The sequence below is a fragment of the Bradyrhizobium sp. MI1.7 genome (assembly GCF_055811795.1).
In genome coordinates, this window is record NZ_JBVVPO010000050.1 from 1 (window position 1) to 12,391 (window position 12,391).

Consider the following 12,391-nt stretch of genomic DNA (forward strand, 5'->3'; position numbering starts at 1 on the left):
GCCATCCCCTGATGGGGGGGAATGGCCCCCGGGGGGGGCCGCGGGGGGGGGGGGGCGCGGGGGGGGGGGGGGGGGTGGGGGGGGGCGCGGGGGGGGGGGGGGGCGCCCGGGCGGGGCCGCCGCCCCACGCCTGGCACGAGGCCGGCCGCCTGATGCTCGCACTTGCGATCGCACTGCCACTGTTGTGCGTCCTGGTCTACGCCGCACTGGCGCGTGCGCTGCGCCCCACCCGCATGATCCGCTCCGGCCTCGAGCGGATCGCCGCCAATGACCTGTCGACGCGGCTGCCGCCGTTCGATCTCGCCGAGCTGTCGGCGATCCGCGACGTCTTCAACCATCTCGCCGAAAGCCTCGACACCGCGCTGGCCGAGCGCAGCGAGCTGACGCGGAAACTGATCGCACTCCAGGACGAGGAGCGCCGCCATCTCGCGCGCGAGCTGCATGACGAGTTCGGCCAGTCGCTGGCCGCCATCCGCGCGCTCGCCTCCTCTGCCCGCCAGACCGCCGTACAGGACTGCCCCTCCCTGCTTGGCGAGTGCGACGGCATCGCGCGGACCGCAACCGGCATGATGGAGACGTTGCGCGGCGCGCTGTTCCGGCTGCGCCCGCCTGATGTCGAGGAGCTCGGGCTCGTGGCGAGCCTCGAAGGCCTCGTCGCGGGCTGGAACGGGCGTAGCCGCGGCCAGACACGGTTTTCGATCCGTTTCGACGGTGCGTTCGCGACCCTGCCCGCCACGATCAGCGCGAGCCTGTACCGTATCGTGCAGGAGGCGCTCACCAACGCCGCCAAGCATGCCGGCGCCACGCGGGTAAGCCTGGAGCTTGCGATGCGTGCCGACGAGATCGCACTTGCGATCGACGACGACGGACGGTCGAACGATCCCGTCGCAAAATCCGGAATGGGCCTGCTCGGCATGCGCGAGCGCGTAGCGGCCCTGCGCGGCCAGTTGAGCTTCGAGGCCGCGCCGAACGGCGGCTCCGCGCTGCGCGTGGTCATTCCGCTTGCAGGTGTCGACCGGCAGCCACTGGAGCGCGCGGCATGAGCGCGGCCGATGCGACCATTCTGCTGGTCGACGACCATTCCGTCGTCCGCGAGGGCTATCGCTCCGTGCTCCAGAAGCAGCCGGGGCTTCGCGTTGTCGCCGAAGCGGCCGACGGCGCCGAGGCCTACCGTCTCTTCAAATCCGAGGCGCCCGACCTCGTCATTATGGATCTGAGCATGCCCGGCATCGGCGGCATCGAGGCCGTCAGGCGCATCAGGCAATGGGACAAGGCCGCACGGATCCTGGTCTTCACCATGCACGAGAATGCCGGCTTCGCCGTGCAGGCGATCCGCGCCGGCGCACGGGGCTATGTCACCAAGACCAGCCCGCCGGAGACGCTGGTGCGCGCCGTGATGGACGTGCTCGCCGGCAAGATAGCCATCAGCCCCGACATCGATCACGAGCTCGCGCTCAGCCGTATCAGCGGCGAGAGCTCGGCCGCCGACGTGCTCACTCCGCGCGAGTTCGAGGTGCTGCGGCTCCTGCTCGCCGAGAACACGACGGAGGAGATCGCCGAGACGCTCCACGTCAGCCCGAAGACGGTGGCGAACCTGCATTCGCTGATCAAGGACAAGCTCGGCGTCGGCTCCGACATCGAGCTGGTCCGGCTGGCGCTGCGGCAAGGCCTGCTGACGCAGGCCGATCTCGGCGAAGCCCGGTCGCTCAGGCCAGATAACGCGTGAGATAGCCTTCCATAGCGTAGAGCGCGCAGAGCGCGAGGCTCGACCACACCGCCGCGGTGAAATACAGGAACATCCAGGTCAGCTCGCCCTTCCAGTGCGCGATGTCGTGGGTCACCACCCAGCGCGTCGCGACGTCATGCAGGCCTTCGAGGAAGCCGAGGAGCTTGTTGCCCTCTTCATGCCCTGCCCGCCAGCGGCTGAGATACATCGGCACGTCGACGGTGACGAGGAAGGCGAGGAAGCAGGCGATGCCGATGATGCCGGCGATCAGCGCCCAGCGCACCGGTCCCTGGAATTCCGGCATGAGGCGGCACAGCGCGATGCCGGCGAGGAAAAACGTCACCGCCCACAGCGAATTCTCGATCGCGTTGTAGAGGAAGTTCGTGGTGACGACCGCGTACCAGGAGAAGCACTCCGCGATGATGATGATGGGCACGATCACCAGCGCGATGTTCACCGCGGTCTCCGCCCCCGTCATGTGACCGAGCTGATGCAGGATGATCGCCCATTGCGCGACGAAGCACAGTTCGGCCACGGTCGCGACGGTGCGGCCGACGAAGACGCTGGAGAGCCAGGTATCGAACAGGCAGATGCGCTGCACGTCGGCGCGCGGCAGGAACGAGCGGAAGGCGCAGCCGAACACATAGCCGGCGCAAAGCAGGAACATCAGCCCGATATCCGAACCGCCGCCGGCGCTGCCGGCAGGCGTCGGATAGAACTCGCGGTACAGCATGAACCAGACGAGAATGTTGGCACTGCTGACAAGCGTCAGGGACCCCCACCACCACGCGAGGGGATTTGACCGCGCCTGCCACTGCAACATGTATCGCTCCGCCGTAACCGATATGACATTTAGTGGTAGCAATTCTGTCATAAATCGGCGGCACGACGCGACAAAAATCTACGTTATGGCGCTGTCATAATTGACCTGCGCGCTGTCATATTCGCGAAGGCGACTGCTCTCCCCATGCGTTTCCGAGCTTATTCCGGGGCGCCTCTTCGAGGCCCCCGGAATAACGCGGGAACTCTATTTCTTCATCCCACCAACATACGCCGCGAGCTTGTCCATCGTCTGGTAGCCATACTCGACGGCACCGAAGCCGATCATGCCATCGCGCTGCTCGGTGCTCGAGGCCAGTTGCCGCATCATCAGCACGGTCTTGCCGTTGCTCTGCTCGGCAAAGGTGAGGGTGAAGCGGAACATGCCGGGATCATCGTCCTGGTCGACGCCGTGATCCATCTCCATCAGCGACGGCCGCTCGATGCGGCGGAAGCGCATGCGGTTCGGATAGACGGTGCCGTCAGGACCGATCATGTTGAAGCGCCAGACGCCGCCGACGCGCACGTCGATCTCGAAGGTCTCGATCTTGAAACCCTTCGGCCCGAACCATTGCGGGAGATGTTTTGGATCGGACCACGCCTCGAACACCAGATCGCGCGGCGCGTCGATCACGCGCGACATCACGATCTCGCGGTCCATCGACCATTGCGACAGAGCGGGATTGGCAGAATTCGTCATCACTCAGAACCTTTCCGTTTGGTTGTGCGGGACGGCCGCTTGGCGGCCGCCCTCTCCTTCTCTTTCTTCAGTTGCATGACGTAAGCCTCGAACCGATCGAGCCGCGCCTCCCAGATCGCGCGCTGCTGCTGGAACCAGTCCTCCGCGCCGACGAGCGCGTCTGGGCTGAGACGGCAGGTGCGTACGCGGCCGGATTTCTCCGACTGAACGAGCCCGCTCGTCTCCAGCACATGGATGTGTTTCATGAAGCTCGGCAGCGCCATCTCGAACGGATCGGCGAGCTCGCCGACCGACGCCTCGCCGGCGCAGAGCCGCATCACGATCGCCCGCCTTGTGGGATCAGCGAGGGCTGCGAAGATCTGGTCGAGCTGGGATAATTGGTTAGCCATGAAGCTAACTATAGGCCCGCCACCGCCCTGCGTCAATAATTGTTAGCTCACAAGCTAAGTAATTTTCCGCAAGGCCCCCACCGGCGGAACCCACAACGCGCAATCGTGAATTGGGACACCCGGCCCTCCCCGTTAGAAGAGAGAGGGGGCGCATCGCATCATGCGTCAGAGCCGTGCCGTCTGTTGTCACCTCATCACACCTCACCCGGCGGGCCCTCGCGCGGGCTGCGTTGGTTCCCCTCGCGTTGGCTTGGCCGCGCCGCGCATCCGCGGATTCCGACATGATCGCGCAGATGCGCGACATCGTCGCCAACGAGCTGGCGCCGACCGCGACGCCGGACCAGCCGGGCGGCCTCGCCGCCGCGCTCTATGCCGGCCGCCATGTCGAGTTCTTCAACTACGGCTTCGCCGACGACGCCACGCGAAGACCGGTCACACCGGACACGCTGTTCAACCTTGGTTCGCTGCGCAAACCGTTCGAGGCGACGCTGGTGGCGCTGGGCTCGCTCCGGAGTGAATTGCGGCTCGACGACCGCCTGCCGAAATATCTGCCCGAGCTCACCGGAGACTATGTCCGCCGCGTCACCGTCGGCCAGCTCGCCACGCACACGTCGGGCATGCTGCTGTCGACCGACCATCCACCCTGGCCGAACGACTCGTTCTCGCGGGCGCAGTTCATCGACATGTTCAACGCCTTCGAGCCGCAGGCCGGCGAGGCGCCCGGCAAGCAGCGCATCTACAGCCATGCCTGTTACGTGCTGCTTCAGCTCGTGCTCGAGCGCTGCTACGGCGCTCCGATCGCAACCCTGTTCGAACAGCGCATCCTTGGGCCGATCGGCATGGATGCGACCTCCCTGCCGGAGCGCGGCGAGGACAACCGCGCCGTGATGGACGCGGCGTGGATGCAGCGCGTCGTGCAAGGCTATTCGGATCAGGGCATGGCGATCGGCCCACCCGGCAACCAGCAGAGCTATTTCGACTTTCCCGGCGCCGGCCAGATGTTTTCGTCCGCGCGGGATCTCGCGACCTTCGTTGCGGCCTGCGTCGACGACCGCTCGGTCGAACCGCATTTGCGCGAGGCGCTGCGGATGACGCAGCGCGAGACCTTCCGCGTCGACGACAAATTCGGACAAGGCATGGCCTGGGAGACGGTCCACCTCCCCGACGCCACCATCGTCGACAAGCCCGGCGGCCTCAACAATGCCTCCGGCTATCTCGGCCTCGTCCCTATCAGGCAGATCGGCTTCGTCCTGCTCGCCAATCGCGGCGAATACCCGCACGAGATCGTTCGCTACAAGATCCTGCCCGCGCTGACGAAGCTCATGGCCTCGCACTGAACCGTCCCTCGCAACAGAAAGCCCCGGCAGAGCCGGGGCTTTCCGCGCCAGATCAGGAACGGGATGAGCTCAGTACCTGGCGACGACCGGTCCGCCGAACTTGTAGTTCACGCCGACGCGCACGATGTTCGACTTGAGATCGACCGAGTGGGTATAAACGTTGCTCGGATATTGCGTTACGCCGCCGACCAGATTGGTACTGGTCGCGCTGGCGCGGCCGAGATCGACGTAGAGATATTCGGCCTTGAGCGACCAGCCGCCGCCGAAGGCATATTCGGTGCCGACGCCCGCGGTCCAGCCGAGGCGCGTGTCGCGGATCGCGGCCGACTCGGTCGCGGCTGAGAACGTGTCGGTGAAATTGAAATTGCCCTTCACCTCGGAGATCGCCGCGCCGCCCGTCGCGTACAGCAGCCAGGTCGGAGCCGCGAGGAAGCCGATGCGACCGCGGATGGTGGCGAGCCAATCGGCCGAGACCTGCGACGACACGGTAAAGCCTGTCGGCGCGCAGCAGGGATAGAGCGCAGAGCCCGTCGCGCTGCCCTTGAAACCGAAATAGTTGATGTCGCCTTCGAGGCCGAGCACGGCGTGGTTCACCTGCCAGTTATAGCCCGCGGTGAAGCCGCCGGTCACGCTGGAGCTGTTGACGCCTTGGGCGCCGACCGTGTTGATGGCGGGGACGCTGCTGGCGGCGAAATAGCCGGCCGGCGTCCAGATGGTCGAGGTGTTCAGATCGGCGTTGCCCCACTGCCCGCCGACATTGCCGCCGACGTAAAAGCCGGTCCAGTTGTAGGCCGGCGCCATCACCGGCGCCTTGGTGTATTGCGCCGCGAGGTCGGCCGCCTGCGCGGATGCGGTGCCGAGCACAATTGAAGCGACCGCCAGCAAAAACTTGTTCATTCCGAGTCTCCATGCCCCACGCGATCGACGCTCGCGTTTCAATTGCGCACCGGTGGGAGCCATCCGGCGCAGATTGGGGATAGGGAGTGGACCGCTCGCCGTCTCGGTCTGCGGCGCAGTTCGTATGGACTGTGACGTAGTCCGTGACTTATCGCGCAAGACCAGTGACGAGTGTGACCCGAACGCCACGCGTCGCCCCGCCGCAGCGGCGCACCGCGCAGGCCGCGCGTCGCGTTACGACAAGTGCACCAGAATGGCGGAGCGAAGCCGCGCGCCGACTCACACCGAGCGTGTCAGTCCGCCGTCGACGCGGATATTCTGGCCGGTGATGTAGGCGGCACCCTCGGACGCCAGGAACGACACCGTCGCCGCGACCTCCTCGACCTTGCCGTAGCGCTTCATCGGCACGCTCTCGCGCCGCGCATCGGTCTGCGGCAGGCTGTCGATCCAGCCCGGCAGCACGTTGTTCATGCGGATGTTGTCGGCGGCATGAGTGTCGGTGAAGATCTTCGTGAAGGCGGCAAGGCCTGCGCGGAACACCGCAGAGGTCGGAAACATCGCGCTCGGCTCGAATGCCCAGGCGGTCGAGATGTTGATGATGGCGCCGCTCTTCTGCGCCTGCATCACCGGCGTCACCAGCCGGGTCGGCCGGATCACGTTGAGGAGATAGGTGTCGAGGCCGGTGTGCCACTGCTCGTCGGTGATCTCCGTGATCGCCGCGCGCGGCCCGTGGCCGGCGCTGTTGACGAGCACATCGATGCGTCCCCATTTGGCTATCGCCCCGTCGACGAGCCGCTTCAGATCATCGTTCGACTTGTTGGAGCCGGTGACGCCGAGGCCGCCGAGCTCGACTGCCAGCGCCTCGCCCTTGCCGGAGGACGACAGGATCGCGACGCGAAAGCCGTCGGCCGCGAGCCGCCGCGCAGCCCCTGCCCCCATGCCGCTGCCGCCAGCCGTGACAAGTGCGACCTTCTCTGCTGCCATGACCGATCATCCCTGTGTTGAGGCGAGCCCCGGGCCCGGCCTATCATGAGGCCTTCTACCGCCGGACCTGCCGCCAGGTCCACCGCCGAAGGCATCCGTCATGAGCGATCTGCAGATCCGCAATTTTCGCCCCGAGGAGATCGCCATCGCCGTCGACTGGGCCGCGGCCGAGGGCTGGAATCCGGGCCTCGGCGACGCCGCCTGTTTCGCGATCCCGGACGCGAAGGGCTTCTTCGTCGGCGAGATCGACGGCGAGCCGGTCGCAACAATCTCCTGCGTCAATTTCGATGATCGCTTCGCCTTCCTCGGCTTCTACATCGTGCGCTCAGGCTTTCGCGGCGCCGGCCACGGACTGCGCATCTGGAACGCGGCGATCGCACATGCAGGCGCCCGCGTGATCGGGCTCGATGGCGTCGTCGCGCAGCAGGATAATTACAAGAAGTCCGGCTTCCAGCTTGCCTACGCCAATATCCGCTATGGCGGCATCGTCGCCGCGCCGCCGAATCCACCCGCCGAAATCGTCGCGCTCGACAATGTCCCGTTCGCGCTCGTTGAAGCCGACGACGCGACCGTCTTCCCGGCCGCGCGCAGCACCTTCCTGCGCGCCTGGATCAACACATCAGGCCATCTCGGCGGCGCGCTGCTGCGCGACGGCGAGCTCGCGGCATGGGGGGTGATCCGGCCCTGCCGGACCGGCCACAAGATCGGCCCGCTCGTCGCCGACGACCGCGGAGCGGCGGAAGCGATCGTGCAGGCGCTGCTGGCGAGCGCAGGCGGCGGCGAAGTCTTCCTCGACGTCCCCGCGATCAATCGCGCGGCCATCGCGCTCGCGGAATCGCTCGGGCTCAAGCCGGTGTTCGAGACGGCGCGGATGTACACAGGGCCGATCCCGCCGCTGCGGATCGACCGCGTCTTCGGCGTGACCGGTTTTGAGCTGGGCTAGCTGGGCGGACGACGCCGCTCAGTAGCAGCGCATGATGTTGACCGTGTGCTCGCCGCCGCCGCGGCCGGGCACCGTCACCTGCTCCGTCGGGCAGCTTGGCACATAGGGCCGGTCGGACGGCACCACATTCGGCGGGAAGCGATGGGTCCAGTCCCAGGGAACGTCGTACGTATAGGTGTAACGCACGTCGGTGGAGGCCGGCTGCCCGGCATCGACGAAAGGCTGGTTATAGCCTGCGTTGTCGTAGAACCCGCCGCCGCCCGGCCAATAGACCCAAGGCGTGTTGCGGCCGCGGAACCGGGCGCCAGGACCGATCTGCGGACGCGCGATCGCGCCGGAAGGCGCGGCCATCCCGTGCGCGGCGGTGGCGGTGGCGCCGGGCCTGGCAAAACCGTCATTGGCAGAAAGGAGCAGCGCGGCTGCGCTGAGCGAGGCGAAGAGCGCCCCATATGATCTGGACATCATGATACGCACCAACTCGTTTGGCTTCGGCGGCTCCCCACCGCACGCTAGGCCGGGCCGTCACCCACCCGCAAACGTATAATTAATTGTTGGTTAAGGCACGGAATTAACGGGGTACCTGGTGCGGCAAGTCGCCCGGGATTCTGTGCTGATTTCAGACACTTCGTTCCGGGGTAGTCCTCATGACCCGTTGATCGGAGTTGATCGCGCTCGCCGAATTGGCGGCGGCAATTTTGCTTGAAGTCGCCTCCTCCGTCATTGCGAACGCAGCGAAGCAATCCAGGGTTTTGCCACGGAGGAATTCTGGATTGCTTCGCGGCGCTCGCAATGACGGCGCAATAACTGTGATCTCGTGACAACGCCCCATCCGTGGGTGCCTGGTCACCTCCCCGTCACTTCTGCTTGCTCCTTGGGTCTTGTAACAAAACTGTCATGCAGCAAAACTAAACGATGGCCGGGGGCCGCGGTCGCGGCCATTGCCGCCTCACCGCAGGAGATTTCGATGCGCCGTTCACTGGTGTTGCTGTCCGCCGGGCTCACAGTCTTGTCCACAGGACTTGCCTCCGCCCAGAACAACACGCCCCGCAACCTGATCCTCTTCATCCCCGATGGTCTGCGCGCGCTGAAGGTGACGCCTGAGACCGCGCCGGCGATGGCCGAGGTCCGTGACAAGGGCGTCAATTTCAAGAACCCGCATTCGCTCTTCCCGACCTTCACCATGGCCAACGGCTCGGCGATGTCGACCGGTCACTATCTCGGCGACACCGGCGTGTTCTCCAACACGATCTGGACCAACTATACGTCCGTCCCCGCCGGCGACACCGTGGTCCCCTTCATCGAGAACGACGCCGTGCTCGGCGACATCGACGAGCATTTCAAGGGCGACTATCTCAACGAAGAGACGATTCTGAAGATGGCCCGCGACAAGGGCTTCAGCACCGCGGCGATCGGCAAGGTCGGTCCAACCTACCAGTTCGACCACACTGACAAGCCCGAAAAGGCCGGCCTGCATTCGGTCGTGTTCGACGACTCCACCGGCGGCAAGAACGGCGTGGCGCTGTCGGACGAGGTGAAGGACGCGCTGACCAAGGCCGGTCTGCCCCTCGCCACGCCACCGCGCGGCGACAATTCCAAGGCGGGCGATGCCAAGACGCCCGGCACCGTCGTCGCCAACGTCGCGCAGCAGGCTTATTTCGCCGACGTCGCCGCCAAGGCCGTGCTGCCGATGTTCAAGGCGCGCAACAAGCCGTTCGTGCTGGTGTTCTGGTCGCGCGACCCTGACGGCACCCAGCACAACCAGGGCGACAGCCTCAACCAGATCAAGCCGGGCATCAACGGCCCGAGCACGATGGCGAGCATCAAGAACGCCGACAACAACCTCGCCCAGCTCCGCAAGGCGCTCGACGAGCTCGGGCTGGCCGCGAATACCAACATCATGATCCAGGCCGACCACGGCTTCTCGACCATCTCCAAGGAGAGCAAGACCAGCCCCTCGGCCAAGGTCAGCTATGACGACACGCCGAAGGACTTTTTGCCGATGGGCTTTTTGGCGATCGACCTCGCCAAGGCGCTCGACCTGCCGCTGTTCGACCCCAACGACAAGAACGCCGCCGTCACCGGCAACGCCCATCCGAAGGCCGGCAACGGCGTGCTCGGCAAGGATCCGACCAAGCCTGACCTCGTCATCGCCACCAATGGCGGCTCGGACCTGATCTACCTGCCGAACAAGGACAAGAAGCTGGCGGTCAAGACCGTCAAGGCGCTGCTCGAGCAGGATTACGTCTCCGGCCTGTTCGTGGACGACTCGCTCGGCCGCATCCCCGGTACCCTGCCGCTGTCGAGCATCAATCTGCGCGGCAAGTCGGCGACGCCAACGCCGGCGATCGTCGTCAATTTCCGCTCCTATGCCAGCGATTGCGGTGAGGCGCCGACCAACTGCTCGGTGCAGGTCGCCGACACCGTGCTGCGCCAGGGCCAGGGCATGCATGGCAGCTTCAGCCGCGGCGACACGATGAACTTCATGGCCGCGATCGGTCCGGACTTCAAAGCCGGCTATGTCAGCCAGATCCCGGTCAGCAATGCCGACGTCGGCATGACGGCCGCCCAGCTCATGGGCCTGCGCGGCCCGCAGAACGGCGGCCTTGTCGGCCGCGTGATGTCAGAGGCCCTGCCCAACGGCATCGTGCCGAAGGCCTATACCGGCACGCTGAAGTCCAAGCCCGCCGAGGGCGGCCTGGTGACCGTGCTGAACTTCCAGCGCGTCGGCAGCCAGCGCTATTTCGACGCCGCCGGTTTCCCGGGCCGCACGCTCGGGCTCGAGCCGGACGCCGGCAAACAAAAAACGGCGGGGAAATAACCCCGCCGCTGTCTGTCGCGCCTCGCAAGGGGCGCGATAGTCCTGTCTAACTCTTACATGCCGATGTCGAATACGTTCGGCAATTGGCCCGCCAAAGGCAGCGCAGTGGCGCCCAGGAAGGTCGCCACCATCGCCATCAGGCGACGGTTGTTCTGGCGCTTGCCGCGCATCTGTCCGGCGATCCACTCCAGCATCTCGCTGTTGACCTTGGCGGCGTAGGACGGAGCCCAGCTCTCGATCTCAGACTCTGCCGACAGCGCAACGCTGCGCGGCGGCACCTTCAGGCCCGAGGCGCTCGCGGCGTAATGGGCAACGGCCTTGGCGAGCAGGTCGTCGAACCGGCCGCCATCGGTGCGCTCGGTTGCGGCTTCATTGATCTCGAATAGTGCCTCGGCTTCGGCGCGGCTGACCGGCTGGTCGTTGACGGCCGTAGCGGTCAGGATGCGCGCGCACCAGGCGGTGTCATCTGCATCGAGCGAGCGGGAAAAGTGGACCCGGCCCTTGGTGGTCGGGCCTTCGCCCGTGATCACGCCGTCGCGCACGACGGTCAATGCATGAGCCGCGGTATCGCGGCAGGACGGTTCGAGGGACGGCGACTCAACAGACTTATGCGCAGCGGCAGACATAGTTCACTTCCAGATTTCTTCTGATCGACCAGCATTTTCATGCGGGCGTAAAGGGGTGGTTAATGATTCGATATGGGGATCGCGACTTTTCTCAATGGTTGCCGATTAGTCGCTACGAGGACCATTTCGGTTCCGGAGGCGTCGGGGCGAGCGTGATGCGGGTCATAAAAGGCTTTATGGGGGCAATCGAGACCGTACGGCTCCGGTCGAGATGTTTCGTCGCAGGCGCGGCTGTAACAGAAAGGTGCTAGGAAATCGGCCCTTCAGAGAAGAAATTCACATTTTACTTGAAGCGGTTCACTTAGGGCCGCGAAGACCCTATACTGACCGCGACGGCCGAAGATAAATTACCAAGTAAATTCAATGAGATGAGGTAGAACCATGACACTCCCGATCGGCACCACCGCGCCCGACTTCGAAGCCGAGACCACCGAAGGGAAGATCAAGTTCCACGATTGGATCGGCAATAGCTGGGCTCTCCTGTTCTCCCACCCCAAGGACTTCACGCCGGTTTGTACGACCGAGCTCGGCGCGCTTGCCAAGCTGAAGCCGGAATTCGACAAGCGTGGCGTCAAGCTGATGGGCCTCTCGGTCGATCCGGTCGACCGCCATTCCAAATGGTCGGAGGACATCAAGGAGACCCAAGGCGCCGCCCCCAACTACCCGATGATCGGCGACACCGACTTCAACGTCTCCAAGCTCTACGAGATGCTGCCGGCCTCGACCTCGGGCGATCCCCTCACCCGCACGCCGGCCGACAACCAGACCGTCCGCAACGTCTTCATCATCGGGCCGGACAAGAAGATCAAGCTGGTGCTGGTCTATCCGATGACCACAGGCCGGAATTTTCAGGAGATCCTGCGCGTCATCGACTCGCTTCAGCTCACCGCCAAGCATCGCGTCGCCACGCCGGCCGACTGGACGCAGGGCGAGGACGTCATCATCGCCGGCTCGGTTTCCAACGACGAGGCGAAGACGATCTATCCGCAGGGCTGGAAGGAACCGAAGCCCTACATCCGGATCGTGCCGCAGCCGAAGTGACTTCTGGCGATCGCGGATAGCGACCGCAAGAAGTCATCCCGGGGTGATGCGTCAGAACCCGGGATCTAGAGATTCCCTGGTGCGCAATGCGCACCAGGGTTCGGTCCTTCG

13 protein-coding genes are annotated in these 12,391 nt (G+C 65.2%); 6 read left to right on the top strand and 7 right to left on the bottom strand.

The annotated features are described in order from the left end of the window. Positions 1–1,043, top strand: a 1,043-nt coding sequence (locus AC0L3X_RS33230) for a HAMP domain-containing sensor histidine kinase (protein WP_473317136.1), incomplete at its 5' end; no start/stop codon positions are given. Next, positions 1,040–1,726, top strand: a complete 687-nt coding sequence (locus AC0L3X_RS33235) for a response regulator (RefSeq protein WP_063982664.1) — start codon at positions 1,040–1,042, stop codon at positions 1,724–1,726. The genes AC0L3X_RS33230 and AC0L3X_RS33235, both read left to right, overlap by 4 nt. Here the strand turns inward: AC0L3X_RS33235 and AC0L3X_RS33240 are convergent. The 3 genes from AC0L3X_RS33240 to AC0L3X_RS33250 form a co-directional block, all read right to left on the bottom strand. After that, positions 1,707–2,549, bottom strand: a complete 843-nt coding sequence (locus tag AC0L3X_RS33240) for a hypothetical protein (protein WP_283016810.1) — start codon at positions 2,547–2,549, stop codon at positions 1,707–1,709. The genes AC0L3X_RS33235 and AC0L3X_RS33240 overlap by 20 nt on opposite strands. A 204-nt stretch (positions 2,550–2,753) precedes the next feature. Next, on the bottom strand, positions 2,754–3,245 hold the full coding sequence (locus AC0L3X_RS33245; RefSeq protein ID WP_283016811.1) for an SRPBCC family protein: 492 nt from the start codon (positions 3,243–3,245) through the stop codon (positions 2,754–2,756). Further along, on the bottom strand, positions 3,245–3,634 hold the full coding sequence (locus AC0L3X_RS33250) for an ArsR/SmtB family transcription factor (RefSeq protein ID WP_166097165.1): 390 nt from the start codon (positions 3,632–3,634) through the stop codon (positions 3,245–3,247). Before AC0L3X_RS33250 ends, AC0L3X_RS33245 begins: the two co-directional genes overlap by 1 nt. A 281-nt stretch (positions 3,635–3,915) precedes the next feature. On the opposite strand from AC0L3X_RS33250, the gene AC0L3X_RS33255 reads away from it, so the two are divergent. Beyond that, the gene (locus tag AC0L3X_RS33255) at positions 3,916–4,971 is read left to right on the top strand and encodes a serine hydrolase (protein WP_283016812.1); all 1,056 of its coding nucleotides are present in this window, start codon (positions 3,916–3,918) and stop codon (positions 4,969–4,971) included. A gap of 69 nt (positions 4,972–5,040) precedes the next feature. Here AC0L3X_RS33255 and AC0L3X_RS33260 read toward each other — a convergent pair whose 3' ends face one another. Both AC0L3X_RS33260 and AC0L3X_RS33265 read right to left on the bottom strand, forming a co-directional pair. Continuing rightward, positions 5,041–5,868: an outer membrane protein gene (locus AC0L3X_RS33260; RefSeq protein ID WP_208087391.1), complete on the bottom strand. Its 828-nt coding sequence runs from the start codon at positions 5,866–5,868 to the stop codon at positions 5,041–5,043. 279 nt (positions 5,869–6,147) lie between these two features. Then, a complete protein-coding gene (locus AC0L3X_RS33265; protein ID WP_283016813.1) occupies positions 6,148–6,852 on the bottom strand; it encodes an SDR family oxidoreductase in 705 nt (234 codons plus the stop codon). A gap of 100 nt (positions 6,853–6,952) precedes the next feature. On the opposite strand from AC0L3X_RS33265, the gene AC0L3X_RS33270 reads away from it, so the two are divergent. Continuing rightward, positions 6,953–7,795 (top strand): GNAT family N-acetyltransferase, encoded by an 843-nt coding sequence (locus AC0L3X_RS33270; protein ID WP_473317137.1) that lies wholly within the window; start codon positions 6,953–6,955, stop codon positions 7,793–7,795. An 18-nt stretch (positions 7,796–7,813) separates the two neighbouring features. Here AC0L3X_RS33270 and AC0L3X_RS33275 read toward each other — a convergent pair whose 3' ends face one another. Further along, positions 7,814–8,260, bottom strand: coding sequence for a hypothetical protein (locus AC0L3X_RS33275; RefSeq protein WP_283016815.1), 447 nt, complete (start codon positions 8,258–8,260; stop codon positions 7,814–7,816). Positions 8,261–8,759: 499 nt separating this feature from the next. On the opposite strand from AC0L3X_RS33275, the gene AC0L3X_RS33280 reads away from it, so the two are divergent. Further along, the gene (locus AC0L3X_RS33280; protein ID WP_166342244.1) at positions 8,760–10,613 is read left to right on the top strand and encodes an alkaline phosphatase family protein; all 1,854 of its coding nucleotides are present in this window, start codon (positions 8,760–8,762) and stop codon (positions 10,611–10,613) included. A gap of 53 nt (positions 10,614–10,666) precedes the next feature. Here the strand turns inward: AC0L3X_RS33280 and AC0L3X_RS33285 are convergent, their stop codons facing one another. After that, positions 10,667–11,239: a hypothetical protein gene (locus AC0L3X_RS33285; protein ID WP_028154483.1), complete on the bottom strand. Its 573-nt coding sequence runs from the start codon at positions 11,237–11,239 to the stop codon at positions 10,667–10,669. A gap of 381 nt (positions 11,240–11,620) precedes the next feature. Here AC0L3X_RS33285 and AC0L3X_RS33290 point away from each other — a divergent pair, with 381 nt between their 5' ends. Beyond that, the gene (locus AC0L3X_RS33290; RefSeq protein ID WP_014494579.1) at positions 11,621–12,280 is read left to right on the top strand and encodes a peroxiredoxin; all 660 of its coding nucleotides are present in this window, start codon (positions 11,621–11,623) and stop codon (positions 12,278–12,280) included. Positions 12,281–12,391 lie beyond the last annotated feature (111 nt).